Origin of the sequence: Exiguobacterium sp. s57 (assembly GCF_018617685.1) — a bacterium.
GTDB lineage: Bacteria > Bacillota > Bacilli > Exiguobacteriales > Exiguobacteriaceae > Exiguobacterium > Exiguobacterium marinum.
Genome location: NZ_JACSKR010000001.1, coordinates 1,242,630 through 1,269,033 on the forward strand (window position 1 = coordinate 1,242,630; position 26,404 = coordinate 1,269,033).

At 50.4% G+C, this 26,404-nt stretch carries 36 protein-coding genes and 1 pseudogene; 16 read left to right on the forward strand and 21 right to left on the reverse strand.

The window, feature by feature from the left end; translation table 11 throughout:
* Positions 1 to 3 precede the first annotated feature (3 nt).
* From KNO98_RS06215 to KNO98_RS06230, 4 genes are all read right to left on the reverse strand, one after another.
* The gene (locus KNO98_RS06215; RefSeq protein ID WP_214699863.1) at positions 4 to 1,014 is read right to left on the reverse strand and encodes a siderophore ABC transporter substrate-binding protein; all 1,011 of its coding nucleotides are present in this window, start codon (positions 1,012 to 1,014) and stop codon (positions 4 to 6) included.
* Between the two features lie 237 nt (positions 1,015 to 1,251).
* Positions 1,252 to 1,545, reverse strand: a complete 294-nt coding sequence (locus KNO98_RS06220) for a hypothetical protein (protein WP_214699865.1) — start codon at positions 1,543 to 1,545, stop codon at positions 1,252 to 1,254.
* A gap of 5 nt (positions 1,546 to 1,550) precedes the next feature.
* The gene (locus KNO98_RS06225; protein WP_214699867.1) at positions 1,551 to 1,838 is read right to left on the reverse strand and encodes a hypothetical protein; all 288 of its coding nucleotides are present in this window, start codon (positions 1,836 to 1,838) and stop codon (positions 1,551 to 1,553) included.
* Positions 1,835 to 2,401 (reverse strand): zinc dependent phospholipase C family protein, encoded by a 567-nt coding sequence (locus KNO98_RS06230; RefSeq protein WP_214699869.1) that lies wholly within the window; start codon positions 2,399 to 2,401, stop codon positions 1,835 to 1,837. The genes KNO98_RS06225 and KNO98_RS06230 overlap by 4 nt, the downstream gene beginning before the upstream one ends.
* 115 nt (positions 2,402 to 2,516) lie before the next feature.
* Here KNO98_RS06230 and KNO98_RS06235 point away from each other — a divergent pair, with 115 nt between their 5' ends.
* From KNO98_RS06235 to KNO98_RS06260, 6 genes are all read left to right on the forward strand, one after another.
* Positions 2,517 to 3,044, forward strand: a complete 528-nt coding sequence (locus KNO98_RS06235; RefSeq protein ID WP_214699871.1) for a TetR/AcrR family transcriptional regulator — start codon at positions 2,517 to 2,519, stop codon at positions 3,042 to 3,044.
* Position 3,045: 1 nt separating this feature from the next.
* Positions 3,046 to 3,354: a DMT family transporter gene (locus KNO98_RS06240; protein WP_214699873.1), complete on the forward strand. Its 309-nt coding sequence runs from the start codon at positions 3,046 to 3,048 to the stop codon at positions 3,352 to 3,354.
* A gap of 11 nt (positions 3,355 to 3,365) precedes the next feature.
* Positions 3,366 to 3,698 (forward strand): DMT family transporter, encoded by a 333-nt coding sequence (locus tag KNO98_RS06245; protein ID WP_214699875.1) that lies wholly within the window; start codon positions 3,366 to 3,368, stop codon positions 3,696 to 3,698.
* Positions 3,695 to 3,946: a nuclear transport factor 2 family protein gene (locus KNO98_RS06250; protein ID WP_214699877.1), complete on the forward strand. Its 252-nt coding sequence runs from the start codon at positions 3,695 to 3,697 to the stop codon at positions 3,944 to 3,946. The genes KNO98_RS06245 and KNO98_RS06250 overlap by 4 nt, the downstream gene beginning before the upstream one ends.
* Before the next feature lie 177 nt (positions 3,947 to 4,123).
* The gene (locus KNO98_RS06255) at positions 4,124 to 4,723 is read left to right on the forward strand and encodes a short chain dehydrogenase (protein WP_214699879.1); all 600 of its coding nucleotides are present in this window, start codon (positions 4,124 to 4,126) and stop codon (positions 4,721 to 4,723) included.
* 118 nt (positions 4,724 to 4,841) lie between these two features.
* Positions 4,842 to 5,306, forward strand: coding sequence for a hypothetical protein (locus KNO98_RS06260; RefSeq protein ID WP_214699881.1), 465 nt, complete (start codon positions 4,842 to 4,844; stop codon positions 5,304 to 5,306).
* A 41-nt stretch (positions 5,307 to 5,347) separates the two neighbouring features.
* Here the strand turns inward: KNO98_RS06260 and KNO98_RS06265 are convergent.
* From KNO98_RS06265 to KNO98_RS06275, 3 genes and pseudogenes are all read right to left on the reverse strand, one after another.
* Positions 5,348 to 5,654, reverse strand: a pseudogene (locus KNO98_RS06265) (VOC family protein).
* A gap of 2 nt (positions 5,655 to 5,656) precedes the next feature.
* Positions 5,657 to 6,424 carry an ABC transporter permease gene (locus KNO98_RS06270; protein ID WP_214699883.1) on the reverse strand — a complete coding sequence of 256 codons (768 nt, stop codon included), beginning with the start codon at positions 6,422 to 6,424 and terminating at the stop codon, positions 5,657 to 5,659.
* Positions 6,424 to 7,125 (reverse strand): ABC transporter ATP-binding protein, encoded by a 702-nt coding sequence (locus KNO98_RS06275; RefSeq protein ID WP_214699885.1) that lies wholly within the window; start codon positions 7,123 to 7,125, stop codon positions 6,424 to 6,426. Before KNO98_RS06275 ends, KNO98_RS06270 begins: the two co-directional genes overlap by 1 nt.
* A gap of 101 nt (positions 7,126 to 7,226) precedes the next feature.
* Here KNO98_RS06275 and relB point away from each other — a divergent pair, with 101 nt between their 5' ends.
* Positions 7,227 to 7,451, forward strand: a complete 225-nt coding sequence (gene relB, locus KNO98_RS06280) for a type II toxin-antitoxin system RelB family antitoxin (RefSeq protein ID WP_214699887.1) — start codon at positions 7,227 to 7,229, stop codon at positions 7,449 to 7,451.
* 290 nt (positions 7,452 to 7,741) lie between these two features.
* Here relB and KNO98_RS06285 read toward each other — a convergent pair whose 3' ends face one another.
* Entirely contained in the window at positions 7,742 to 8,458 is a 717-nt protein-coding gene (locus KNO98_RS06285) for a GntR family transcriptional regulator (protein WP_214699889.1), read from the reverse strand.
* A gap of 174 nt (positions 8,459 to 8,632) precedes the next feature.
* On the opposite strand from KNO98_RS06285, the gene KNO98_RS06290 reads away from it, so the two are divergent.
* From KNO98_RS06290 to KNO98_RS06310, 5 genes are read left to right on the forward strand one after another with little or no spacing between them, the layout of a single operon-like run.
* Positions 8,633 to 9,952, forward strand: a complete 1,320-nt coding sequence (locus KNO98_RS06290; RefSeq protein ID WP_026825240.1) for a 6-phospho-beta-glucosidase — start codon at positions 8,633 to 8,635, stop codon at positions 9,950 to 9,952.
* The gene (locus KNO98_RS06295) at positions 9,949 to 11,268 is read left to right on the forward strand and encodes a PTS sugar transporter subunit IIC (protein ID WP_214699891.1); all 1,320 of its coding nucleotides are present in this window, start codon (positions 9,949 to 9,951) and stop codon (positions 11,266 to 11,268) included. Before KNO98_RS06290 ends, KNO98_RS06295 begins: the two co-directional genes overlap by 4 nt.
* Entirely contained in the window at positions 11,265 to 11,597 is a 333-nt protein-coding gene (locus KNO98_RS06300) for a PTS sugar transporter subunit IIA (RefSeq protein WP_026825238.1), read from the forward strand. The genes KNO98_RS06295 and KNO98_RS06300 overlap by 4 nt, the downstream gene beginning before the upstream one ends.
* Positions 11,594 to 11,887 (forward strand): PTS sugar transporter subunit IIB, encoded by a 294-nt coding sequence (locus KNO98_RS06305; protein ID WP_026825237.1) that lies wholly within the window; start codon positions 11,594 to 11,596, stop codon positions 11,885 to 11,887. The genes KNO98_RS06300 and KNO98_RS06305 overlap by 4 nt, the downstream gene beginning before the upstream one ends.
* Positions 11,880 to 12,575, forward strand: coding sequence for a carbohydrate deacetylase (locus KNO98_RS06310; RefSeq protein ID WP_214699893.1), 696 nt, complete (start codon positions 11,880 to 11,882; stop codon positions 12,573 to 12,575). Before KNO98_RS06305 ends, KNO98_RS06310 begins: the two co-directional genes overlap by 8 nt.
* Before the next feature lie 33 nt (positions 12,576 to 12,608).
* Here the strand turns inward: KNO98_RS06310 and KNO98_RS06315 are convergent, their stop codons facing one another.
* Positions 12,609 to 13,169: an AAA family ATPase gene (locus tag KNO98_RS06315; protein WP_214699894.1), complete on the reverse strand. Its 561-nt coding sequence runs from the start codon at positions 13,167 to 13,169 to the stop codon at positions 12,609 to 12,611.
* Between the two features lie 133 nt (positions 13,170 to 13,302).
* Between KNO98_RS06315 and KNO98_RS06320 the strand changes: the two genes are divergently transcribed.
* Positions 13,303 to 14,451 (forward strand): S1 family serine peptidase, encoded by a 1,149-nt coding sequence (locus tag KNO98_RS06320; protein ID WP_214699896.1) that lies wholly within the window; start codon positions 13,303 to 13,305, stop codon positions 14,449 to 14,451.
* An 11-nt stretch (positions 14,452 to 14,462) separates the two neighbouring features.
* Here the strand turns inward: KNO98_RS06320 and KNO98_RS06325 are convergent, their stop codons facing one another.
* Positions 14,463 to 14,627 (reverse strand): hypothetical protein, encoded by a 165-nt coding sequence (locus KNO98_RS06325; RefSeq protein WP_026825234.1) that lies wholly within the window; start codon positions 14,625 to 14,627, stop codon positions 14,463 to 14,465.
* A 19-nt stretch (positions 14,628 to 14,646) separates the two neighbouring features.
* Positions 14,647 to 14,871, reverse strand: a complete 225-nt coding sequence (locus tag KNO98_RS06330; protein ID WP_214699898.1) for a DUF3221 domain-containing protein — start codon at positions 14,869 to 14,871, stop codon at positions 14,647 to 14,649.
* Positions 14,872 to 14,988: 117 nt separating this feature from the next.
* On the opposite strand from KNO98_RS06330, the gene KNO98_RS06335 reads away from it, so the two are divergent.
* Positions 14,989 to 15,864, forward strand: a complete 876-nt coding sequence (locus KNO98_RS06335; RefSeq protein WP_214699900.1) for a hypothetical protein — start codon at positions 14,989 to 14,991, stop codon at positions 15,862 to 15,864.
* A gap of 34 nt (positions 15,865 to 15,898) precedes the next feature.
* Here KNO98_RS06335 and KNO98_RS06340 read toward each other — a convergent pair whose 3' ends face one another.
* The 8 genes from KNO98_RS06340 to KNO98_RS06375 all read right to left on the reverse strand — a co-directional run bounded on the left by KNO98_RS06340 (position 15,899) and on the right by KNO98_RS06375 (position 24,648).
* Complete coding sequence (locus KNO98_RS06340) at positions 15,899 to 16,648, reverse strand: SDR family NAD(P)-dependent oxidoreductase (RefSeq protein ID WP_214699902.1); 750 nt, start codon at positions 16,646 to 16,648, stop codon at positions 15,899 to 15,901.
* Positions 16,649 to 17,014: 366 nt separating this feature from the next.
* Complete coding sequence (locus KNO98_RS06345; protein ID WP_251129958.1) at positions 17,015 to 18,637, reverse strand: methyl-accepting chemotaxis protein; 1,623 nt, start codon at positions 18,635 to 18,637, stop codon at positions 17,015 to 17,017.
* Positions 18,638 to 18,924: 287 nt separating this feature from the next.
* The gene (locus tag KNO98_RS06350; RefSeq protein WP_214699904.1) at positions 18,925 to 20,769 is read right to left on the reverse strand and encodes a methyl-accepting chemotaxis protein; all 1,845 of its coding nucleotides are present in this window, start codon (positions 20,767 to 20,769) and stop codon (positions 18,925 to 18,927) included.
* A 123-nt stretch (positions 20,770 to 20,892) separates the two neighbouring features.
* Positions 20,893 to 23,625, reverse strand: a complete 2,733-nt coding sequence (locus tag KNO98_RS06355) for a hypothetical protein (RefSeq protein ID WP_214699905.1) — start codon at positions 23,623 to 23,625, stop codon at positions 20,893 to 20,895.
* Between the two features lie 125 nt (positions 23,626 to 23,750).
* On the reverse strand, positions 23,751 to 23,963 hold the full coding sequence (locus KNO98_RS06360) for a DUF2922 family protein (protein WP_214699907.1): 213 nt from the start codon (positions 23,961 to 23,963) through the stop codon (positions 23,751 to 23,753).
* A gap of 27 nt (positions 23,964 to 23,990) precedes the next feature.
* Positions 23,991 to 24,203: a hypothetical protein gene (locus KNO98_RS06365; RefSeq protein ID WP_214699909.1), complete on the reverse strand. Its 213-nt coding sequence runs from the start codon at positions 24,201 to 24,203 to the stop codon at positions 23,991 to 23,993.
* Positions 24,204 to 24,229: 26 nt separating this feature from the next.
* A complete protein-coding gene (locus KNO98_RS06370) occupies positions 24,230 to 24,370 on the reverse strand; it encodes a YvrJ family protein (protein ID WP_084483574.1) in 141 nt (46 codons plus the stop codon).
* A 68-nt stretch (positions 24,371 to 24,438) separates the two neighbouring features.
* The gene (locus KNO98_RS06375) at positions 24,439 to 24,648 is read right to left on the reverse strand and encodes a hypothetical protein (RefSeq protein ID WP_026825226.1); all 210 of its coding nucleotides are present in this window, start codon (positions 24,646 to 24,648) and stop codon (positions 24,439 to 24,441) included.
* 319 nt (positions 24,649 to 24,967) lie between these two features.
* Here KNO98_RS06375 and KNO98_RS06380 point away from each other — a divergent pair, with 319 nt between their 5' ends.
* Entirely contained in the window at positions 24,968 to 25,411 is a 444-nt protein-coding gene (locus tag KNO98_RS06380; RefSeq protein WP_214699911.1) for a MerR family transcriptional regulator, read from the forward strand.
* A gap of 44 nt (positions 25,412 to 25,455) precedes the next feature.
* Here KNO98_RS06380 and KNO98_RS14815 read toward each other — a convergent pair whose 3' ends face one another.
* Positions 25,456 to 25,800 (reverse strand): DUF1093 domain-containing protein, encoded by a 345-nt coding sequence (locus KNO98_RS14815; RefSeq protein ID WP_483299348.1) that lies wholly within the window; start codon positions 25,798 to 25,800, stop codon positions 25,456 to 25,458.
* A gap of 12 nt (positions 25,801 to 25,812) precedes the next feature.
* Positions 25,813 to 25,983: a hypothetical protein gene (locus tag KNO98_RS06390; RefSeq protein WP_214699973.1), complete on the reverse strand. Its 171-nt coding sequence runs from the start codon at positions 25,981 to 25,983 to the stop codon at positions 25,813 to 25,815.
* Between the two features lie 3 nt (positions 25,984 to 25,986).
* Here KNO98_RS06390 and KNO98_RS06395 point away from each other — a divergent pair, with 3 nt between their 5' ends.
* Complete coding sequence (locus tag KNO98_RS06395) at positions 25,987 to 26,256, forward strand: sensor histidine kinase (RefSeq protein ID WP_251129960.1); 270 nt, start codon at positions 25,987 to 25,989, stop codon at positions 26,254 to 26,256.
* Positions 26,257 to 26,404: the final 148 nt, after the last annotated feature.

The following is a 26,404-nucleotide window of genomic DNA, read 5'->3' on the forward strand; positions in this document are numbered from 1 at the left end:
ACCTTACTTCGCGAGCGCTTCCGTGACACTGTTGAAAAATTCCGCGTACGTTTGAATCGATTCGTTCAAGTACGTGTCTTTCGGGGCATAGACGATTTGCTCTTTCGTCACAGCCGTCGTCTTTTGAAGCGCCGGTGCGTTGTCGATCACGTCTTCTGCTGGTACTGCGCCTTCTGCGTCACCTAGTGGTGCGTCACGGTCGAGGACGAACAACCAGTCCGGATTGCTTTCCGCGATGGCTTCGACGGATACTTCGTCACCTTCGTGGTCACCTGTCGTCTTCTCGACTTCAAGGGCTGGGACCCATCCGAAGATGTCGTACATCGGTCCGAACACGCGTCCCGTCACCGGTGCTGAGAACCCGATGTCTCCGCCCGATACGATGACCGACATGATTGTATCTTCTCCGTTGTATGCCGCTTTCACGTCTTCGATCGACTTGTCGAGGTCAGCAACGATGGCTTCGGCTTCTGTGTTTTTGTCAAAGATTTTTCCGAGTGTGAGCGTCGTGTCTGTCAATCCTTTGACTAAAATCTCACCCGGTGTACCTGAATCTTCTGGGATCTCGATGTTCAAATCGATGACCGCTGCTTCCGGTACCAACTTTTTGATGTCCTCGTAGTAATCCGCGAAACGTTGACCGACGATGACGACGTCCGGGTCAACTCCCGCAATCGCCTCTAAGTTCGGCTCGAAGTGCATGCCGACATCACTGATGTCTTTGTCTGATGCATATGGTGAATCAGCCGGAAGGAGTCCGATTGGTGCCGCCACCAAGTCGATGTCCCATGCTGCCAATGTTTCGAACGTCCGGTTATCCAGGGCGACGACCTTCTCCGGATTGACCGGTACCTCGATCGTGCCATGTGCATCCGTAATCTCGACCGTCTCTGTCTTTGTTGCGCCGTCGACGTTTTCTTCTTTCTTCGTCTCACTCGTTCCGCCACATGCGGCGAGTACGAAGACGAGCAACGTCAACATGAGTGAAATCTTGAATTTCCCCACTTCATCCATCTCCTCTGTATGTAAGTTTCAATGATCCTCGCACCAAAAACGAGCCACGTTGGTTATGTATGTCTAGTATCGCACTCTCGTTATCGATGATAATGATTATCATTGTCGTTTTCATCAAGTAGCATAACAAACAAAATTAAGATACGCAATGCCAATTTGACAACATTCGGATAGGAAAATTTTTCTTTCCATAGATGCACACACAAAAAAAGAAAGCGGAGAGGTCCACTTTCAAAGTCACTCATTGTCATGACGATTTCGTTTTCGATCGAGAATGATATATGTGACAAATAAGACGAGCGTATACGTCGCTGAGAAAATCACGATCCTCAATAATCCGTCCGGTATGATTTTCGTGATGAAGAACAGCGAGAACACGACCGAGAAAAATAAATACGGTCCTCGATCGTTAGTCGGTGTGTCCCGCCAGTAAATAATCAAGATGAGAAGCGCAAGCGGACCGCAAAGGGCATACAAGATGAAAAACGGCACGCGGCGCATCAAAAATGGAGTTGGTTTAGGCAGTTCCATCCCACTCATGCCTCCGAGATCCCGTTCGCCAACAGCAACAAGAAAGTCCAAATCGACAATGGAATCATCAATCCGATTGTCGCAAGCAGCGTGTAGATTTTAATGATTCGATCCTTCATGAACAGACCCCATATCAACGTGGCGAACAAGGCGATGTCAATCGCCAGATATACCCAGATGACCGTCATCAACTCGAGGTTCGGAAATACCCGGCCGTTCAGCGTGAAGAAAGTGATGATTGTCAAAATAAATAGTCCGAGCGTCGCATATAACGGTGCGTATCGCTTGTTCATACGCGCATCGCCCGCTTCCGTTTGACCATCTCCAGGCAACGGCGGACACACGTATCCACATAGCCATCGAACTGGTGCGGGAGGAACATCGTGTACGTCCCCTCCTCCGTCATCGCGGCGTCCCGCTCGACTTTCTCGACCAGTTCAACGAGCTCTGGATTTCCTTTCAGCCGTTCAAAATCGAACGTCCCGAGTCGGTCCGAGAGACGAGTATTGTACGCATCAAAGTCCGCATAATAGGCTGCTTGTTTTGACGGGTCCTGGATGATGAGCTCTTTCAACCAACCTTTATAAAACCCCTGCAACCAGATTTCATCCGCGACGAGATGGGCGTAGTAACCGAGTCGAAATGACATCTCCTCATCCTCACTATCACGCCAGTACTGTTCGAGATCGAGACGACGTGACAAATCATCATGTCTCCCCGCATAGTAATGCGAATCTCCTTTCTCCGTCGTTGCATCCGGTGCAAGACTTCCAAGCAAAAATGCGACCTCGTCCACCTCTGATAATGCTGGCAACATCTCGTTCGCGATGACGAGATGCATCAAATGTGAACCCATGTCAGCTCCCCCTTTCCCACATTATTCCATCCATCATTTCGCTAGACAACCTCAATCAATATTTGATAGGATGACTTTACTGAACGGTCAGTATAGTAAAGTGAGGTGTTTGATCATGAATAAAAAACAATTGTTGCTACAAACAGCCGCCCAGATGATTCGAGAGGACGGGATCAGTCAGTTGTCGCTCGAACGATTGGCGACGAAAGCAGGCATCACGAAAGCCGGTGTCCTCTATCATTTCGACAGCAAGGCCAATTTGTTGCGTCAGATGAACGAGCTCGCCATCGAGACGTTCGAGAAACGAATCACTGCCCATCTATCGGACGGTCCGTACCCGTTCACCCGTGCCTATGCACAGGCCACATTGGATGATGTCGATCACGGAGATATGGACCTCGTCGCCGTCTTCATCTCCTCACAAGAGGATGCAACGAGCGAATCGATCTGGAGTGACGTGTCGACCGGTTGGAACGAGCGATTCACTGCAGATGGACCGGACCAGGATGCGATTTTAAAACTTCGTCTCCTCTGTGACGGCTTTTGGTTCGCTGTCTTGTATGGGTATAGCGAATCGTTCAAGGACCGTGCGGCGACACTCATTCGGGAGGCATGTGACGAGTTGGTTCAAGGAGGATTGTAATATGGGATTCATCTATTTGGTCGGGGCCATCGCCTCAGAACTGTTCGGGTCGAGCATGTTGAAAGTAAACGCCACCTCGACGAGCCGACTTCCGATTCTCGGGGTCGCCTTCGGTTATGGGACGGCGTTTTATTTGTTGTCACTCGCCCTCTTCACCATTCCGCTCAGCTTCGCATATGCGTTTTGGAGCGGGGTCGGGACGGCACTCACGGCGGTGATCGGATTCGTCGTCTTCCGGGAACAGATCAGTCGTCAAAAAATTGCAGGGATCGGGCTCGTCATCATCGGGCTCGTCTTGATGAAAGTGTGAGGTGAATCGAAATGAAAGCCTATCTTTTACTGTTCTTTTCTATCGGATTTGAGGTACTCGGGACGTCGATGTTGAAACTGTCGGATGGATTCACGAACCTTGTGCCGAGTGTCATCCTCTTGGTCAGTTTCGCCGCCTCGTTCACCCTCATGGGCATCGTGTTGAAGACGATTCCACTCAGTATCGCCTATAGCATCTGGGCTGGACTCGGGACGGTGGCGACAGGACTCATCGGGGTGTTCGTGTACGGGGAAGTTCTTTCGGCGTTGAACGGAATCGGTCTCTTGTTGATCGTCCTCGGCGTCATCGTGATGAATCAACGAAGAGAGGCAGTCGTAACATGAACGAGTGGGCAGATCATCTTCAAACACTAGAAGAAGCGTTACTCACGACGGAAGTCAGGCAGTCGACGGAGCGATTGCGTGAACTGTTGACCGACGACTTCTTTGAAATCGGTAGCTCGGGACGATTGCTGTATCAAGATTGGAATCAGACGACACTCCAGCTCGACCCGATCGAGGCCGTGTTATCCGAATTCACGCTGCATCCGTTGACGGGAGGTCACGTTTTGGTGACGTATCATCTCGTTTAACCGATACTGAAGCGCGAAACACGCCGCAGCTCGATTTGGGTATTCGTGGACGGACGTTGGAAGATGCGATTCCATCAAGGTACGGTCGTCCCGCCAGAGGCAACTTGATTGCAGAACGTCCTCGTCATCCGCTACTCTGAAGTGGAATCTAAGCGTGACGAAAGGGGCAGTTTTCACATGAATATTTTACTCGTTGGGGCAAGCGGCACGGTCGGTCAGGCCGTCGCGAAAGAGTTGGAGAAAACACATACGATCATCCGGGCTGGGCGTAACGGGGCAGACGTGCAAGTCGACCTCACTTCTGAAGACAGCATCCGCCACATGTATGAGACGGTCGGACGGGTCGACGCGGTCATCAGTACGGCGGGCAGCACGCATTTCGGTCCGCTTTCCGAGATGACGCCGGCAGATAATCAGAAGAGTATCGACAGCAAGATCAAAGGACAGGTCAACCTCGTCCTTCTCGGGCTCGATTATGTGAACGATGGCGGCAGCTTTACATTGACGAGCGGAATCTTGATGGACGATCCGATCAAGGAAGGTGCATCGGCGGCACTGGCGAACGGTGCGATCAAAGGATTCGTGACCGGTGCAGCGATTGAGATGCCACGGGGTATCCGCATCAACCACGTCAGTCCGAACGTCCTCGTCGAAGCACTCGATTCGTATGGTCCTTATTTCCGTGGTTACGAGGCGGTACCGGGTGAACGGGTCGCCCTCGCCTATGTGAAGAGCGTCGAAGGCGCGCAGACTGGACAGACGTACGAAGTGTATTGACAACGAAGCATCTCTTCAGGAGGTGCTTTTTTCGTACCTTGTCCTTTATTTTGTCTACCTCGATCAGAAGATTCCGCTATACTTGGGGCATCTTATACCCGGGAAAGGTTGAAGTTTCATGAAAGACAAAACGTTTCGCGCCCTTTATCACATTCCCTCTTCTTTCGTCGAACATCCGCTCCAAAAGCGCGCCCTTCAGGCGGCCGGTCGTCCTCAGGAATCGATGGTCGAGGTCATCTTCCGCGTCGGTGGGTTCGGCACGTATGATGTGAGTACAATCACCTTTTTTGAGAGGGGCACCGTCCTTCGTCACATCGAGCGATCCGACCGATCCATCACCGAGCCCTTTGAATTCGAATACTACGAGGGAGAGGAAGCGAAACAGATGCGCGTCGCGTTTCACCTGCTTGGAACGAATTGGTGGCCAACCGTTTTCGAAGAACTCGAAGGGGTTCGCACGCTAGACGGCACACAGTGGAGCCTCAGCGTATACACGAACGGGACACTCATTCATGAGCATCATGGCAGCAACGCCTATCCGTCCGAATGGGAGCAAGTGACTCGCCTGTTCGGTATTTCTTGAAGAACGACAAAGGGAGCATCCGCAGTGGATGCTCCCTTTCGTCAGAGTGCTTGAATCATCTCGACCCGATTGCCGAACGGGTCTCGGAACTCGAAGCGCTTCCTTCCAATGACCTAAATCCGTCACCGCGTATGCGATATGCGCTTTCGTCTTCTGTCGTTCCACGTCGTCCTCTGCCCCGACATGGACGGAACGGTCGCCGACCTGAAGCCAAAATCCGCCACGTCCTTTCAGTGACTCCGGCTTCTCGATTTCACGTAGACCGAGAAACTCACAATAGAACGCCTTCGCCTCTCGCTCCGCTCCAATTGGAATCGTGAGCTGCACATGATGAATCCCTGTGATCATGCTCATTTCCCCTTCCGATAGGTCAGTCCGATATACTGCATCTTCTCGTTGAACAAACGCGGGTACGCCAGATAGCCGACGAGCGTCGCCGAGATTGAGGCGGTCGTCAAAATCAAGAAGAGGATCAAGAGTTGGTACAGGACCGCTTCCATCGGGTCGGCTCCCCCGATAATCAGACCGCTCATCATCCCCGGTAGCTGGACGAGCCCCATCGTCTTTTGGGCCTCGACGGTCGGGATCATGCTCGTGCGAATCGCATTCTTCAAGCTATTGTCGATGGCCACTTTTGGTGTGCCGCCGAGTGAAAGAATGAGTTCAATGACGTCATCACTCCGCTCGACCTCGTCTTTGAACTTGTTCAAGAACAAGAGTGATAACACCATGCTGTTCCCGATAACCATCCCGCTGATTGGAATGACTTTTTCCGGCTCAAATGGGATGATACCGAGCCCGAGCAGGAGTCCCATTGTCAGCGCTTCGATCGTCACGAGCGTCAAGACGATGATCCACATGATGCCTGGAATCCCGTCCCCTTTCCGTCGGGTGTTTTGTGTCGCGGCGACAATCATGAGTAAGATCATCAACAGCATGAAGATGGGACTGTCGCTCTCAAAGACGAACGTCAGGATATAGCCGATGATCAACAGTTGAATGATGGAGCGGACCGTCGCGATGATAATATCACGCTCGAGTCCAAGTCGTAGGACGAGCGTCAAGGCGAGTGGGATGACGACGAAGATGAGTGCCGTCGCGAGTTCAATATATGACATCAATCTTCCCCCCTGACGAATCTTTGGATGACGGGATCGTCCGACTCATCGATGAACGATGCGTCCCCATACGCAAGCAATTCCCCATCTTTCAAAAACCACATGTCGTCACTTACCCGCCGCGCCTGATCAAGGTCATGGGTGATCCAGATGACGGTCACTCCATATGATTGTTGCAGTTTTCGGATGAGTCGCTCGATTTCTTTCACCGTCCGGTAATCGAGGCTCGCCGTGATCTCATCGAGCAAGAGCACGTCTGGTTTGTTGACGAGCGTCCGGGCGATGGCGACCCGACTTCGTTCCCCGCCCGACAGTGATTTGACGGGTTGGTCGAGGAGCGCCTCACTCAAGTCGACACGATGCAATAGCTCAGCGGCTCGGTCACGGTCGAGTGTTTCGTCGAAGATGGCTTTCGGTAGATTCAAGTTGTCGTACACCGTCCCTTGAATCATCGGTGCACTTTGGAACGCCATCCCGATTTTCTTTCGTAGCTCGAGGATGTCCATCTCCGCGATGTCTTCCCCTTTAAATAGAATCGTGCCCGTGTCTGGTGACAGCAATCCGTTGATATGCTTCAGACACGTCGTCTTGCCGGCGCCGCTCGGTCCGACGAACGTCGTGACCCGTCCTTCCCGAAACGTCCCGGACACATGGTGCAGGATGTCTTGATGACTCACATCTTTGAATTCAATGATTGACATGCTTCTCTCGCCTCCTGGTTCTAGTGTACAGAAAAGAGCGGATGAGGTGGTCCAGAATGCAGTATACAATCGGTTATAATCAGATTAAGGGGGTGTCTGTGATGGAAACTATAAATATCCATCTCAATGAAGAAGATGCGAGAGTCATCAAGGAATATGTAGAAGCGAAACAGCTGCACCTGTCTACTTTCATTCGCGATGTGATGATTGAACATATTCAAAACGAAAGAGACGTAAATCGATATCACGAAACGATGCATCATTATCAAAAGGAACCGAAAGCGATCTTATTTGAAGAGATGATGAAAGAATTGGACGGAGAATAAATGTTATACAAATAAAATCTACGCTAGACCATCTTTTCGAATTATGTCATCGATCCAACATTCGAGTTACATTTTGAAATCCCTTGTCCGTATAATGTGTTCATTTCGTACTCATTTCCTTGATAAACATAGTCATCTCAGAACAAAATGAACATGTTTATCGTGTTTAAACATGTTCATTTATCCTTAAACATAGTCATTTACACTCAAAATGACCATGAATCTTTTTGTTATAGGTGAAACGAACAAAGCGCTCGACCGTTTCCACACGAAACAGTCGGGCGCTTTTGTTAGTTATAATCCCGTTCGATGACGAAGCTCGTCTTATCCCCACGGAAGTAGGAGCGTGAGTATTCAATCGCTCGTCCCGACTCATCCTCTGTCACCGTCTCGATATGGAAGCACGGCGACCCGAGTGGACAGTCGAGGAACGCACTCACCTTCTCGTCAGCTAAGGCAATCTCCAATGCCTCCGTCGTCTTCGCGACATGAACGTCGTGGACCTCCGCCAGTGTCCGGAAGAGCGAATGCTCGGCCTGCTCCTTCGTGATCCCCGGTGCGATTTGCCACGGGATGAACGAGACCTCATACTGCGTCGGTTCGCCGTCCGCATGACGGATCCGCTCAATCTTTTGAATCGGGGCGTTGTCTTCCGCTTCAAACACAGAAGCGATTTGACCTGATGCCGAGATGACCGAGATGTCGATCAATGCGACTTGCCCACGTTTCCCTTGAACGGCGAGCTGTGCCGCATAGTTGTTCGGCGTATACGACAACGTCTGTTGTACTTTCTTCCCGGCGACGAACGTCCCGCGACCTTGTTGACGGACCAGATACCCTTCCGTCGTCAACTGGTTGAGGGCACCCCGTACCGTCGTCCGGCTCACATCGAACTCCTCGCAAAGCGCGTACTCGGTCGGAAATTTTTCCCCTTCTTTATAGTGCCCACTCTTGATGCGGGACAACAGTTCATCCTTGATTGCGGTTTGGAGCGTCGATTGCGACATATCTCCATCTCCTTTACGTTAGGTTGGTTCCTTTATTGTGATACAGCAATCATACAAATGCAAATACAAAAACTAATTTGTATCATTTGTATTTTTTATATTGCAGTAAGTTGTATCATTTGTTATATTTGTTACGACAAAAAGAAATCGCTTTCAAAAGGAGGAGTTGGCACCATGGCAGTCAAGGTCGTCATCATCGGCGGTGGATCCAGTTACACCCCGGAAATCATCGAAGGATTGATCGATCGGCAAGCGACGTTCCCCGTTCGGGAGATCGTGCTCGTCGATATCGAAGAAGGGAGGGAGAAACTAGAGATCGTCGGTCGTCTCGCAGAGCGGATGATCGAGAAGTCAAACGCTGAAATCACACTCAGTTGGACGCTCGACCGAAGAGCCGCACTCGTCGGCGCAGATTTTGTATCCACACAGATTCGGGTCGGTGGACTGAAGGCACGCGCGCTCGATGAACGCATCCCGCTCAAGCATGGCTTCATCGGGCAAGAGACGAACGGCGCAGGTGGATTATTCAAAGCGTTCCGTACCATCCCTGTCTTGATCGACTTGGCAAACGAAGTCGCCGAGATTTGTCCGGATGCCTGGCTCGTCAACTTCACCAATCCGGCGGGCATCGTCACCGAGGCCGTACTCAAGCACTCATCTCATAAGAAGGTCATCGGTGTCTGCAACATCCCGTTCAACATGCGAAACTCGGTCGCTGAGATTCTCGAGACGCCTGTCGAACGAGTCGCGATTGAATTTATCGGATTGAACCACTTCGTCTTCGGCCGTCACGTATGGGTCGACGGGGTGGACCGGACGAATGACGTCCTCGCCTCGCTCAACGCAGGCAACGACTACTCGCCGGCGAACATCGTCGGTCTCGGTTGGAGCGAATCGTTCCTATCGTCACTCGGCATGTTACCGAACCCGTATCACCAGTACTACTTCCAGACGAAAGATGTGTTGAAAAAAGACCTCGAAGCGTACGAACAAAACGGCACCCGTGCCGAAGTCGTGCAACAAGTCGAGGCGCAATTGTTCGAGAAATACAAAGACGTCGATCTCGCCGTCAAACCGGAAGAGCTTGAAAAACGTGGAGGCGCCTACTATTCAGACGCCGCCTGCAACTTGATGGACTCGATTCACAACGACCGCGGTGACATCCAGACGGTCAACACGCTCAATAACGGCACAATTCGGGATTTACCAGACGATGCGGTCATCGAAGTGAACGCCGTCATCACGAAGTCCGGTCCTCGCCCCATCTCCATCGGCGCGTTGCCGCTCCCGATCCGTGGACTCATCACGAACTTAAAAACGTTTGAACAGCTCGCCATCCAAGCGGCTGTATCCGGCACGTACGAGGACGCCTATCTTGCCTGCCTCATGAACCCGCTCATCCAGGACGAGAAACGGATCGACCCGCTTCTTAAGGAGCTGTTCACAGCGCACGAGGCGTACCTACCCCAATTCAAGAAGGAGGTCTATTCATGAACAAGTTTATTGAAATCGCGGGACGTATCGGGTCCCAAAGGCACTTAGTCGCCATCCGTGACGGATTCGTTTCCGTCATGCCACTCATCATCGTCGGGTCGCTCGCGGTCCTCATCAACAACTTCCCAGCCGTCAATATCGGTGGTCTCTCACTCGACTTCGTCGGGTCGATGAACAGTATGTTCGGCGAAGGCAATTGGCAAGGACTCGGTGGGAGTATTTGGAACGCGTCCTTCGCGATACTCGGGCTCCTGATCGCCTTCTCGATCGGGTATAACTTGGCCCGTTCATACGGGATTGACGGGCTCGCGGCGGGTATTTTGTCGCTCGCCTCATATATCATGCTCGTACCGGTCACGGCTGACTGGGGTCTCAACTTCGCATGGCTCGGTGCACAAGGGCTCTTCGTCGCCATCATCGTATCGATTGCCGTCACAGAAATGTTCCGCTACCTCATCAATACAAAACTGACGATCAAGATGCCAGAAGGTGTACCAGGTGGGGTCACTCGTTCATTCCAAGCGCTCATCCCATCGATGATCATCTTGACGGTCGTCGCAGGATTCCAGCTCTTCATGACGCTCGTCGTCGAACTCAGTGTATTTGAAGTCATCTTTAAAGCAATCCAACAACCGCTCCAAGGATTCGGCGACTCACTCCCGGCTGCCTTGCTCATCGCCTTCTTGAACCACATCCTTTGGTTCTTCGGGCTTCACGGGACGAACATCATCGGCTCGGTCATCGAACCGGTCTATCTCCCGCTCATCGAGCAAAACTTGGCTGCCTTCCAAGCCGGAACGTCGGCGTTTGATGTACCATACACGGTCACAAAACCGTTCTTGGATGCGTTCGTCTTCATGGGTGGATCGGGTACGACGTTCGCACTCTTACTCGCCATCTTCATCGTCGTCCGCAAACAACGGAATCACCCGTATCACCAAGTGGCAAAACTGTCGACACCAGCCAGTCTCTTCAACATCAACGAACCGGTCATCTTCGGTCTTCCGATCGTATTGAACCCGATCATGCTCGTACCGTTTATCCTAGTACCGGTCACGCTCACGATCATCTCGTACGTCGCGCTCTCGACAGGCATGGTTCCGAAGACGGTCGCCATCGTCCCTTGGACAACGCCACCGATCATCAGTGGCTATTTGGTAACAGGCGGTAGCGTCCGCGGTATCTTGCTTCAAATCGTCAACTTGTCGATTGCGACAGCGATGTATATTCCATTCGTCATGGCAGGAGCGAAAGCGATGACCGCCGAAATCAATAAAAATAAAGCTACAGCTGAGGAAGGAGAAAAGATTTCGTGAAAACCGAAACCATCCAAGAACTCTCGTTTATGATTATCTTGCATGCCGGAAATGCCCGTTCATCTGCATTCGAGGCCATCGCTGCTGCGAAACGCGGTGAGGCGGACGAGGCGACGGCAAAGTTGAAAGAAGCCGATGCGGCCTTCTTAGACGCTCATAAACTTCAAACTGAACTGTTACAAGAAGAGGCACGGGGGACGACGAGCGACATGAGCGTCCTCCTCGTCCACGCGCAAGACCATCTTATGACGGCGATGACTGTGAAAGAGCTCGCCGTCGAAATGATTGATATGATCACCCGTTTGAATCGATTGGAGGAAACGACATGAACATCTTACTCGTCTGCTCGGCAGGAATGTCGACATCAATTTTAGTGGAAAAGATGCGGAAAGAAGCTGCTACACGTGGACTCGATGCATCGATTGACGCGATTCCAGAGTCTCGTTTGAAAGAACAGACGAACGTCGACGTCATCTTGATCGGACCACAAGTCCGCTACCTCGAAGGGAAAATCAAATCGTCCGTCGACGTCCCGGTGGCGGTCATCGACAACATGGCGTATGGAATGATGAAAGGGGACCTGGTCCTCGACCAGGCACTCGGTCTCGTCAATGCCTAAAACGTTCGTTCTCGTCAACGCCGATGATTTTGGATTGACGACGGGTGTGAACGCCGGCACGCTCGACAGTCATGTGAATGGAATCGTCAATTCGGCGACGATGATCATGAACGGGTATGCCGTCGAAGAAGCGGTCAGACTCGCGAACCAACATCCGTCGCTCCGCGTCGGGGTCCATCTCGTCTTGTCCTGGGGCAAGCCGCTCGCCGAGACGAGTACCCCTCTCACGAAAGAAGACGGCACGTTCCGCTACACGAGCCGCTTCTTGACTGAAGACTCGCCTGACCCGGAGCTCGTCTATCTCGAGTGGAAAGCCCAAATCGAAGCGTTTCTTGCGACAGGACTCCCACTCGACCATCTCGACAGCCACCATCACATTCACGGCTGGCCGGTCCTCCATGACGTCATCATTCGCCTCGCTGAAGAATACGACACAACGTTTCGGGCCTTAACGAATCTCGGGACGCGCCGGGACTTGTGGGTGACCGAACGGTTCAGTGATCAGTTCTACGCGGACGGTGTCTCCCATGCGACGCTCGATGCCATCGAACCAGGAGGATCCATCGAAGTGATGGTCCATCCGGCCGACCTCGATGATCGTCTTCCAAACGCCACCTCATACCTCGTACCACGCCTCCTCGAAAAACAGGTGTTGGTCGACTATGAACGCCCCGATTGGTGGGCATGACAAAAGCGAGTTCCCATGTGGGGACTCGCTTTTTCATAGGTCGAATGCTTGTTGAATCTGTGCCGCTGTCTCCTCTGGACTTAAGTTCGTGTTATCGATCCGGAGATAATGCTCGACGTCTAATTCCCCCGGACGTGAGTTCAATCGGTACATCGTTGCCGTCTGCTTCAGTTCCGCTTCGGACCAAGCAATGTCACGCTTCGACGGTTTATGCGTGAGGCGGTTCTCCGTCATATTGCGCGCAAGGCGTTCCTCTATCTCGGCCTCGAGCTCGACGTAGTAAATGTCCGCCCCGTGTGACTCGAACAAGTCCGTCACCTTCTTCACGTAATCCCAGTCCTCCTGCATATCGAACGCCCAGACGAACGTGAAAATCATGCCGGGTAAATCACTCTTGGCGACCGCCTCGAACAGTTCTTGGCGAAAGTGTTGGACGAGTCGCTTCCCTTCAGGCGTCCCGTAATTGAAGAACGGCCCGACGAGGTCAATCGTCATATGGTTATGGAATAATTTCAGTCCGGTTTTATCAGCGAGCGCCTGCCCGACCGTCATCTTGCCGACGGCTTGCGGACCGAATAAGATGATGAATTTCAATGGATTTCCCCCTATACCTTTTGATGATTCTATCATGAACGTTCGATCGTGGTACCCTCCAAAATTTTTGTTTACCTCTTTCCAAATGAAGGAATAAGCATAGCATCGAACTTTTTAGAAAGAAGGTGCCCCTGTGACTTGTCCCCACTGCGGAAAGAAGACACGATCGAAAACGGTCTGTCCGACGTGTGGCCGTCGCTCACGTCGCACGATTTGGTTATTTGCCACCCCATTCGCTATCGCACTCATTGCTTTTGTCACCTACATCGGACACGCCTATTTCACAGATATGTTACATTCGACTGACTCGCTCGCAGACCAAGTCGACTTACGAATCGGCGAAGATACCGTTTCCGCTGATGAAACGACACCCGTCGACTTCGATACGTTGCGAGAGAGCCTTTTCACCGTCAGTTACGGGACGGGATTTTTGGTGAGCTCACGCGATGTCGTCACGGCCGCCTCGAACGTGGCCGGTTTGACGAACATCATCATGTATCATGACGGAGTGGCCGTCTCCGGTACCGTCGTCGGTCGCACGAATCTGATTGCCGTCGTTCGCATCGAAGAGACCGAACATACACCATTCTTATTCACGCAAGCCATCGCCGCGGAGGACGAGACGCTGACGACGCTGACGATGAAAGAACGAATCAACGGCACAGTCACTTTTGCTGAGAACGGCTATATCCGGAACTTTGATTTGCCACGCCATGGGTATGGTAGTCCGCTCCTTTCGGCATCCGGGCGAATCGTTGCCATCCATTTACGTGGAATCGCCTTGCCGACCGCATTATTTGAACGGGACGTTCGAACATTCATCGAAAAAGATGCGCCGGCTCCACCACCGGTCGAACTTGCACCGGTTGAGCCCGTCACGCCTGACTTGACCGACGAACCTGTCTATATTCCGCAAACGCCAAGCGTTCCAGAGACTTCACCCGAATCACCGCCTATCACTGAACCGGAAGTCCCGGTTGAGGAAAAAGTTGAAGAAGAGGTCGTGGAAGAAACGGAACCGACGACACCTGAAGTGACGCCGGAAGAACCTGCGGAACCACCGAGTAAACCAGAGGAACCGACGGATTCACCAGAAACGGAAGATCCGATCGAAGACGATCCTCCTGTAACGGAACCAGAGGATCCGGCCGAACCGGAAGAGCCAGCGGAGCCAGAAGAACCGACGACGCTCGAACCAAGTGGTGAGGAAGATTCGATTATCGAAGACACTCCGGAAGATCCGATTGAAAAAGAAAACGACACAAGCACCCCATCTGAATGATGGAGTGCTTGTTATTCGTCGCGTGTGAAACGTCGTTGGAGATTGCCGAGCACCGCACCGAGTCCGAGAAGTAGAATCGACAACGCCCAAAACGGGAGCGCATCTTGCAACAACCAGACGACGAGAGCACTGAAGCCGATGACGGCTCCGAGCCACAAAAAATTCCGTTGTCCCATATCGTTCACCTCGTCCCCATCATAACACATCGACCCGACGCGCCGTCGTTTGCGGTGGCAAGGAACGCGTCATTTGCCCATCATGCTCGACTCTTACAGATTGACCGACGAGAAACGGTTTCTCTTCAGAAAAGTGTTCCTCCAGATGAAACACGATCCCATCAAACGGATCCGCCTCTCGAGTCGGAGTGACCCTGATTTTCCCCTCCATCACCTCTGCGATATACCCTGTGAACGTCGCCATGTCATCCCCTCCTTCCCGGCTATACTTTCCATTTCCCGTTTTTGCAAAAGATGCTACTCCCTCGTTTCGAGAACAAGTATAATAGAGCGACACCAGTACTTGTGAGGAGGACACCGTATGACACAAACCATCGATATACACACCCCAGAGTTCCAACGCACGTTCCTTGAGATGATGCTCCTCGCAGAATTGACTGACGAGTATAACGTTGCAGCAATCGATGCATTAGCGACACGTGGCGAGACTGCCTTTCCGAATGATCCATTCTTTCCTGCTATGCGCGCGTATCCACATATCCGTGATGGTAACATCGCAAAAGCCAAACAATGGCTCGATACAGCAAGCGAACTTGGTGATCATTATATCCTTCACATGCTGAACGGCATCGTCAGTGAAGATACGGGATTCACGTTCGAGGCAGAACAACATTTCATTCGTGGTGTCGAGCTCTATCCGGACGTACCGATCATGCACCGTGCTATCGCGATTCATTACTTTGACCGAAAATTCTACGGAGAAGCCGGGCTGCACGTCATGCATTATGTCCGACTTGCCGGATTAGGTCCTGATACGGTACCCATGCTTCTCGAATTTTTCCAAGTATACGATGATATCCCCCTCGACATGGTCGATGAACTCATGAAAACGGCGAGTGGCTATTTGAACGCCAACCCACATAATCCACACGCCCATTCTTTATATGCCGCCATCTGCAGCCAGCGCTTTGCTGCCCTCTCAGCCGAGCTCGCAGACGAAGACCCGCTCACTGAAGAGATGATTTGGATGCTACTCGAAGTCGAGAACCACGGGATGTGGAGTGCGACCTATGACAAAAGTGAGGGACATATGTTCCGTCATATGTTCGCAGAATATGTTAACAACGTCGTCCTTCCGAATACGTCACAACTCTATGTATGGCGCCTCCGGATGCGGTACTGGACACGTCGTTTGACCCACCGCTTCACGGGTGGTTACTCTGTACCGACGTCATAAAAAACATCACGCCAGCACGGCGTGATGTTTTTGTTTATCCGGCATACGGTTTAATCGGTCCGCGTAGGCTGAACGAATAATCCTCGGGGTCGACAATCCCGACAACTTCGTCCCCTTCGAGTAAGTCATATAAGAACTCTGCCATCTCCCGCGCCGTGTGATACTTCGCGACGTTCTCGCTGTAGTCGAATCCTTCCGTATCGCGTGCCCGGTCGGCGAAGCTCGTCTCCGTCGCGGCCGGTGCGAGCACTTTCGCTCGAAGTTTGGCACCATTCTGCTTCAATTCCTGTGCGAGTCCTTCCGTATATGCACTGACGAAGAACTTCGTCGCACAATATGTGACCGAATTCGGGACGATGCGATATCCCCCGACAGACGACACGTTCAACAGTTGCGCCCCTTCGACGTCGTGATAGTCCCGGACGTATAGACTCGATAAGACGGTGAGCGCCTCGATATTCAGACGAATCATATTCTCAATCTTACCTAAATCTACATCTTTGATTTGTCCGGCATCCCCAAACCCGGCGTTGTTGACCCACGTCTCGATATCGAGGTCCGCGAGCGACTCATATAGTCCGTAGACGTTCTCGCTGTAAGACAGATCGGTCGATTTGATTATGACATCGCAATCAGGCGCGATGGATTTGATTTCATCACGTAGCGACTCGAGCTCTTCTTTTCGTCTTGCGACGAGCACGAGCGACTTTCCTTTTTCGGCTAGTAGTTTCGCTGCTTCATACCCGATTCCTGAGCTAGCACCTGTAATGACCGTATACTTCATATGATCCACTCCTTTTTGTCGTTTACCTTGTTGTTCATTCCCTACTTTTTGGATGACGAATCGTTTCGATGTGAACAAAAAGGTCCTGACTCCGAAGAGACAGGACTTTAGTGGAGCGTCTTATTTCTTGATACAGTACCTTTCGATTTGAATTGCGAGCTGCGAAATTTCAATTGATTCTGTCGCCGTCGAACACAAAACAGAATGGCTTCTGTCTCATCTAATCTCAGTTTATATCCGTTTCGGATCAAAAATAACTGTAACGCAGCGTATGCCGTTCGTTTATTCACTATCAAAAAACGGTGGTTTTTTGATTATGATAAGTATGTTAGAACATTTGAGTCATTACGTCCATGTTGCAACCATTTAAGTCGTGAACCGCCCAATCAACGTCTGCAGGTCACTCGTCATATTGCCGAGCGACTCGGCGACCCCGTTCAACTCTTGGATCATGGCGAGTTGGGAATCAGCTGTCTCGCCGACCGTACGCATCGTGTTGGCCATCCCTTCACTGTCTTGTGACATTTGAAGAGAAGATGTCGCGACTTGTCTCGTCGTCTCTGCAATTTCATGCGAGGCGATACGAATGTGTGACGTATTGTCGACCGATGTCTCGAGCTGCGTGACGATCTGTTCGAACGCACGTGTCGCCCGTTCGAGCAATAACGTGTTCGTCTCGACGCGTTTCGCACTGACGACGTGTTGGTCGAGGACGGCATTCGACTGTGCTTGAATCGACTCGATCAACCCGGCGATTTGTGTCGCCGACTGTTTCGACTGCTCGGCAAGTTTACGTACTTCTTCTGCGACGACGGCGAAGCCTTTCCCTTGTTCGCCGGCACGTGCCGCTTCGATGGCCGCATTCAATGCCAATAAGTTCGTCTGGTCCGTGATCGATTGGATGACCTCGGTAATAAGGGCAATCTCATCGGACTGTTGCTTCAGTTCCGAAATCGATTCTCCTGTCAGACGTGTCTCCCGTTCCAGTGCGAGCACTTCGTCTTTCGCCTGGGTCATCGTCGCGCCACCTTCTTCGGCTAGCTTCAAACTCTGTGATACGTCATCGTCAATCGAGCCGATTGAACCGGCAATCCGTCCGATCCCTTCATCTGCAGCAGCTACAGCTTGAGACGTTCCTGTCGCTTCTTTAGCTTGCGCGACCGTGTCTTCCACGACACGATCGATGAGACGTGTCGTCTCCTCTGTCTGCGAGGCCATCTCTTCCGTGCTTGCGTACAGTTCTTCCGACTGGGCTGTGATTTCTTGTGCGTTTTGTGTGACTCGTTCAATGAGTTCGCGCAAGTTCCCTTTCATGCGATTGAAGCCGGTCATCAATTGCCCGATTTCGTCTTGCGTGTAAACCATTAAATCATTTCCTGTCAAATCTCCCTGGGCCACAATGTCCACTTGTTTCGCTAACTGACGAAGCGGTCGTGTCACCATGACGTACAGTCCATATCCGGCTAGTGTCGTCATGACAAATATAACGATTGCTATGATTGCCGCGTAATACAGCGCTTTGTTACTATACTGTTCAAGTTCGTCCTTTTTCGTCAGCATGTCAGCCGCTGTACTCTCTTGAATCATTTCACCTTGCTCAGTGATGAAAACAGTAACATCCGGCATTTCTTCAAGTCCGAGACGATCCACCTCTCTTTCGTTCCCGGCATCGATCGCCGCTACGAGTTCTTCTGATAGTTCGTCGTAGTTAAGAGCAAACTCAAGAAGTTTTTCAAAGGATTCTTTTTCTTCTTTTGAATTTGCCAACGTAATCAACTCACGTAATGCCGTTTCTTTTCCAGTCGAGCCCAATCGTTCTTTGTCTAAATGAGACGAATCCTGATTTAACATGTACCCTCTCAACCCGTAAGCTTGACGTGTCATTCCGAGTGATAGTGCGTCAGCCGCTTTCATTCGCATAACATCTTTTGCAATCATTTCTTCGTATCGGCTTGTTGCATTGTGAAGTGACGACAAATTGTATAACATTCCGAAAGCCACTAAAACTAAAACCATTCCAACAGCGCCCAACAACTTTTGGGTTAACGTCAATTTTTTTGCAATTTTTTCACTACTTTCGAGGAACAAGTCCTCTTTCACCTCTTTTTCTCTCTATGATGATGTGTTGCTCTTTTTTTATCGGACGAGACCGCCTAATTTGTACCAACAATTTGAAATTATCTAACACATTGACCCCTTATTAAAAAATCTGAACTGTAAATGTTTCAAAAAATTCATAAAAAAGAACCAGACATCTGCCTGGTTCTGAGACTTGCTTATAGCTTGAATTGTGCCACACGATTCGATAGTTCTGTCGCGCGTTTCTCAGTTTCATCCATCTTCGTTTGCACATCATTGAAACGCTCGACCGAGAGCTGAACCTTCTCTGAAATCGACTGCGTACCGTCCGCACCTTCTGTCACGGTCGTTGCCACTTCCTGTATCACACCGAGAATGTTGTCCGTCATGTGACGAAGTTGAAGGGCCTTGCCTTCAAACGTCTTCGCCGTCTCACCGAATACCGTCGCGTCCTGTTCATATTGCGTCGCAGCATCTTCGAGACGATCGTAGTCTGCGATGACTTTCGTGTTCAAGAAGGTCAACATGTCCTCCGAACTCGTATTGAGTCGTTCGACAGAATCGATGACGGTGTTCGATACGTCACGAATCTCGTTGACCGTCTGACGTGAGTTCTCCGCAAGTTTACGAATTTCCGATGCGACGACCGCAAATCCGCGTCCGGCATCTCCTGCCCGTGCCGCTTCAATCGACGCGTTCAGTGCGAGTAAGTTCGTCTGGTCGGCGATTGCGAGAATGGCCGTCGTCAAGACGCGAATCTCTTCGACCGATTGGGCCCCTTTAATGGCTTCCGCGAGCTCGACTTGTTTCTTCTCAATGATGGTCACAGCCTCTGTCTTCGAGACGACGGCTTGTTCACGCATCGCATGCGCCCGTGTCTCGACACGGTTCGCCGTATCGGCACTCTCATTCGATAAGTCGACGATAGAATCAATCGAACTGCCCATCTCTGTCGTCGAAGCACTCATTTCTTGCGAAGAGGCCGCCGTCTCTTCCATACCCGCCGTCAATTCTTCGACCGTTCCAGACGTCTCTTCCATATAGTGACTGAGTCGCGTCACTTCGGCTGATACGTCTTTAGAAGACGAGAGAACGACTTTTGCCGTCTCATCGACATCGATCATGATTTCACGAAGTGTCGCGAGGAACGTGTTGAACGAACGACTGACTTGTGCGATTTCATCGTTTGACGTGACGGGAATCGTCATCGTCAAATCCCCACCTTGTGTCGCGAGTTCATCAAAGCGTGTCTGCAACGTTTGCATCGGTCGAATGATTGAACGTAACAAACTGAACCCTAGGAATAAGAGAATCGCCACGGCCCCGACCGTCACGGCAATCAACGCCATAAGGGACTGCATGAATTCTCGTTCCATGTTTTGACCGACACGTTGTGACCCTTCTGAGTTGTAGTCGACAAGATTGGCTAATTTTTGTGTGAAGTTATCATATGTCGATTGTGATTGAGCATCATAATATGAACGTGCCATCCCCGTGTTGCCTGTCGAACTGAATGTCAACATGTTGTCGGAGACGCGCTGATACATCTCCCATTGACGCGAGAAGTTATTGAATAGCTCTTTGTCCTCTGCGTTTACAGCACGTCCTTCATACTTCGGTGCAATCGTATTGATCTCATCACGAATCTCTTTCATCTGCGTCATGAGTTCTTCTTTCATCGTCGCATCATCTGAGACGATATGGTCGAGCTCGAGCGTTCTGTAGTTTGCGGCGAGCGTATTAAGTTCGTGAGCGTAATCGAGCCCTTTATTCCAGTTGTTGACGATGTCATCTGCTTGACGGTTCGCGTCACTCATTGAAAATAGCGCGTATCCGCCGACGCCAATGACCATGACAAGCGATATAAGAACGAGTCCCCACAATTTTTGACGAATTGTCAAGTTCTTCCCGACGTTCGCTCCGAAAGATGTCGTGCGTTCACGCTTCTCTCTACGCTTCCATTTGAGTGTCGGTTTCCACGTCCATGTCGGTTTTCGTTTGATCCGGCTGAGTGCCTTAGACCATGTTGATTTCCATTCCATCTATGTATTCCCCTCTCAATCATGCAGTATTTTCTATACTATCGACAATTTTCAGAAAATAATGAAGGGAATTGACCAAACTTAAAAAAGGTGACTCAAAACTGCAAGAGTCACCTTCCTCGATTAATAGACTGATTTAGTCGTTTGATTCGTTCGGTTGGCTGGTGTCACCACTTTGAAAGTCAGTTTCGTCCCACGTCGCTGCAATCCGATGTAGACGTTTGTCGTCGTGGAGCCGATTGATTTTTTAGCGATGATTTTACTTCCCTTGTAAACATACACCGTGCCATAAGGGACGTTCGTACGCACTGCTACCGATTTTGTCGTCGATCGGATAGTCCCTGTGCTGATTGTCGGACGGATCCCCGACTTGACCACAACTGATTTCGCATCACGATGAATTCCCGACTTCGCCTCGAAATAGAGCTTCGTTCCGGTACGTGGACGGCTGAACGTGAGCGTATACGACCCACTCGCATTCGATTTCGTCGTCGCGATGACTTTCGAACCGTTCTTTAGCGTCACGGTCGCATTCGGCAACGTCTTCCCGACCCGTTTCGTCTGTTCGTCCGTCAAGGTCACCGATGGAATCGCCGCACTCGGCAGCTTATATGTGAGCGTCTTTTTCTTTGAACCGTATGCGGAATGGATGACGACCGTCGTTCCCGGTTTTGCCGGAATGTGATATCGGTTCGTCCCCACTACACGCGAATAGAATGAAGTGCCGCTTGACGTCGCGAAGTAGATATCCGTGTTTGAATCGTGTGTCAACGTGAACGTCGCGGATGATGACGTGAGGAGAACGTCCTTCACCGTCAAGGTCTTCGGGGCGTCACTCGTCACTTTTTTCTCAAACGTCTGGGCGAGTTCAGGACGGAAGCTGGCCACGAGCTTGATGGTCTGTCCTTCCCGTAATGGTTCTTTCAAGTTGATGACGTTGAGACCCTTTGTCAACCGTTTCGCCGACTCTGCTCTTCCATCACGTGAAACAGCCAATACCGGATCGAGCTTGTCGTTATAGACGGTGATCGTCGTATCTCCTGTCTTTGGAAGCTTCGTCCATGCGATAGACGGCATTGGATAGTCTTTCGTGACATACACCATCTCGTAAGGACGTTCCGTTCCAAGGACACGGAAGAAGACACGGTACGACCAAGGTTGGCTGGAATCATACGTCGTCAATTGCGCGACCCCATTCTCGTCTGCTTCGACTTCTTTCACCGTAAAATCTGTTTTAGAATTCAATTGACGGACTTCCACTTTTGCGTGAGGTTCAGTCTGGACGGACACCCCTTCAATTCGTGTATCTGTCAGAACTTTCGTCGGGTCGTTGATGACCGGCTGTCCGATTACAAACTTCTGCTTCACCGATGCTTTTGTCGCCTCACGGTATTCCCACGTATCAGAAACATACAACTCAATCGTCTGGTTTCCTTCGATGATCCCGCTCGAGAGTGTAAAGCGACCGGCTTCATCAGCCTGTACCGGACCAGCACATGTGGCATATGCCGCTTTCTCACAGGAGATATATACTGTTGCATTTGGTACAGTCGTTCCCTTGATATCTCCGACCGCCCCATTGGCAAAAGAAGTGTCCACTTGAAGTGGGAGTTGTGTGACCGGTTTAAACAATCTCCAATTTTTCAACATGGCGACATGTACCGTTGAGGAGAACGATTGGTCAAATGATGGAATGGTATATCCCTCTGCGAACTGTTGCGCCGACTCTACTCGTGTCATATCCGTCGGCAATTCAGCAACAGGTAGCTTATGCTCGGTCCCATCAACGGTTGTGACGGTCGCCATGAGTTGATACGCATGACTGAGCCACGTATGCCCCTCTTCCGAGTTGCCAGTAGCTTTCAACCACGTGTACATTTCTTTCGGCTTTTTCCCGAAACTTTCGATTGACAGGATCCACTGCTCGTCTTGTACGAAGTACCCATTCTCGATCAAATCGAACTGGCTATTCGTATTGCGCGTGCGCAAACTCGTCTCCGTGATGCGACCTTCCACTAAATCAATCGTGACCATCGAATCATTAAACGTCACACCATAGTAAAGCCCATCGTGATAGACGAGTGACGTGATATCATAGTGGACTTGCCTGTTCAAGTTGAGCGTTTGAATGGTTCGGGTTGCTAAATCGTAGACGTACAAATGATTCGAGCCTTTCATAAAGAGTCGATCCGTCTTCGACTCAAAGTCGATGGACAACGATTCATTCGGATACGTTGTTTTTCCTAGTTCCTCCCCCGTCTCGAGTGAGAGGTGTGTAATCGACTTGTCGGACGTGTTGAATGCAATCAATTCATCAAGGTTCGTCCCTAATATCAGACGTTGTCCCGAAATGACCGGATACGTCCTTTTGACCGTTCCTTTAAGATCCGTCAACGCCCATTCATCTTTGTACGAATCACGCCAGAGCATCACGTCTCGGTTGGCATCATATGATACAAGGTCCGCTCGATGTGGTGATTCCAAGGAGTCGATTCGAGACGTCGTCCCGTCTCGCTGGATGCGGATGAGGGGTTGATTATATTGCGGAACGGCAATCCATTCCTGTCTGTCTAGACTCGCAATCCACGAGCGGACGCCTCCGTAGCTCCCCTCGTCACCGGATGAGTGCGTCGTTAAGTTCCCGGGAAAGTCGATGACGACGGTGGACTGACTGCTCGGGTCATGCAGTCGAGTCTTTCCGTCTTGATAGTCCAAATAAAATGGTGACTGCGGAATCACTTTAATCGATTGTTCAAGTTTCGTCCCGGTCTCGAATACAGAAGCGGCCCACGCCTCCTGCCTCGGCACCACAAGCAAAATCATCATCAGCATGATGGCATATAAATATCGTTTCAACTTTTTACAAACCCTTCCTTATTTTATTTATTTTTTGCTCCTTTTAATATAATTGTTAATTGTGATTTTTGAAAGCAGATTATGTAATTAAAAAAGAAGCATCGCGATCGCGATGCTTCTCAACCTTATTTCTCACTCAATACGGTCTGCGTACCCTCAATCATCTTGATCTCCGTCCACTCCATCACATTCTTCCCGAGCGGATCGTTAGCGACCATGAAGTCGGCGAGTGCCTCCACTTTTTGAGCGTCGACCGGTTGCTCCACGTTGTTCAAGCGGAAACGTACGACTTTATGGAATGCATCTAAAAATGAGATTTCAAGTTTTGTGTCAGTCATGGGTTATTCTCCTCCTTAGGGTATGGGTTAAACTAAATCGTATTCACGGACGATGCCGAGGTCCGCGTCCTCTTGAACGACAAGGTCGATTAAAAGACGACCAAACGCGTCAATCGTATCTGCCGTAAGGTCGGCACGAATCGGGCCGAACCGTTGCGCTTTTTTCGTCGGTTTTGCTGTTTCTAAGTCATGATGCGTCGTCAAGACGAACGTTGCTTTCTTCTCTGTTAAAACAGCCATGGGGGATGGCTCCTTTCAATAGGTGATTAGGTTTCTGATACGTTCGAGGTACCCATTCGCTCGAGCAGCTGGATCATGCGATCGAGCTTCGTCTCAATCCGATGAAGCAAATAGAGCGAGACGACGATAGGGAACCCGAGATTTGAGATGAGTTCAGGCCAACTCATGTGACCACCTGCTCATCATGCCGAGGATCATCGACGGGATGTGTGAGGTTGTTCATAAGTCCTCCGTGTTAATACACTAAAAATTCCTGGGCCACGACATAGTTGACGGATTCGACATCAATTAGTGCCGTAATCAGGTCACCAAACTGTTTTATCCGTGCTTCATCCATTCGACTGCCTAGCGGTCCGTAGCGAACGAGTTGCTTTTTCTCTTTGCCGTCGACTTGTCGCCGGGTGTCCAAATACAACATTTTCGCCGCTTCTCGATATATTGCCATTTGTCTCACCTCCTTCGCCCTTATTAACCGCTTTCATCATGAAAGTGCTCATTCTATTTTTATATAGCATTAAATGACCATAGTCCTAAATCGTCTGAATTTTTATTCATTTTTCAAATTTTGACTGCTTCGCTTGAGTTTTTATACCAATTAGGGTATCTTAATGTTCGGCAGACAACGTTCAAAAATACGTCAAAAGTCCCACGAATCATTTCCCCACTTTGAAAAAACTGTAAGTTAAAATCTTGTAAATGGGGTACGATACGTAGGAGGACATTTTTGAAATGACCAGTCAGTCTTGAAGAAGGAGACGCATACTATGAACAGCTTAGACCTCGCAAGCACCACCACTATTCCTTCCGCTCAACACGACTTCGACCAATCCGACCTGACGTTTTCAGCGACCGAATGGGATACATACCGACCGGAACAAGGAAAACCAATTTCGTATAAAGAACAACATCTGATCGTTTATCCGCTCAAAGAATTGAGTCGAGCCTTCAGTGTGGCCGGCATCCCGCGTAGCCAACAGCAGTTGATCAAATGGGAGACAGATGGCGTCTTGCCACCTACCCCGTTCACGTTCGGCCGAAAGCGATTCTATACGGAAAATCAGATTCGTACCATTGTCGACGTCGCATTGGAGTGCGGATTGCGCCCACGGACACACGTAAAGAAAACAAATTTTTCTGAATTGGCGCATCATGAACTAATGTACATATTAAAGCTCGAACTAAATGCTTATGAGGCGCCTGTCGTATGAGCAGGCAAAAGCCATCCGCCATGATGCTCATGACGAATGGCTTTTTACTTACTTTTCGGTAATCGATCGCGGTACGTCCGCACGGGACACTTCCTCATACGACGTGACTGTGTCCCCATCCTTGACGTATAAACGTAAGTAGGCCCCTTCCCGAAGCTCTTTCGCAGCCGTAAAGGTGATTTCCTTCGACTTCCCTCTGACGTAAAAGCAGGCTGAGTGTACACGTATCGCTTCATCACCTCACCATTCTCGAGCGTCGTCTCTTCAATGTCTGTCGCCCCTTTAATTTCAACGAAAAGGGTGTCCTTCCCAATTCGATTCCAATCCACCTTCGTCAACCCGACAATCAATACAATCGAAACAATTGCAATTCCAATCCATTTTTTCATAATTTTCTCTCCTTATCGAATCGCCGTCATGAAGCGGCGAACCGTGATGCCATAGTAGATTGCATAAATCGCAGTATAGACGCCCATCCACACGAGGACCGGTATCGTGAAATTCATGCTCAACAAGTTAGAAAACGCGATGAGCGCCACGGTCGCACGCAGAATACCGAGCGCGACCGGCACTTTATGAAACGTGCCCTACTCAACTTCTTGTATAACGCCCTGCTCCACAACGACGATTTGGTCATCGTGACAGTTCGGGTCAAAGGCGATATCATGACGATTGCAGACAATGGTAATGGAATCGCCGAATCTGATTTACCTTATATTTTTGAACGCTATTACCAGGGTACGAATACGGACGACGCGCGCGGAAGCGGTCTCGGCATGGTCATCTCGCGGGACATCATCGAAGCCCACGGTGGGAAGGTCGAGGTCGATAGTGAACAAGGATGAGGCACAACGATTCGAATCACATTTATGCCATAACAAAAAGGGACGCTCAGGCGTCCCTTGCAGCTTGTTGACGAACCAGGTCGCATCTTGCGACCTGGTTCGTCCTTTTTTGTGGTTCCCGGTTTCTTGAGGCGTTCTGCCCCCATAA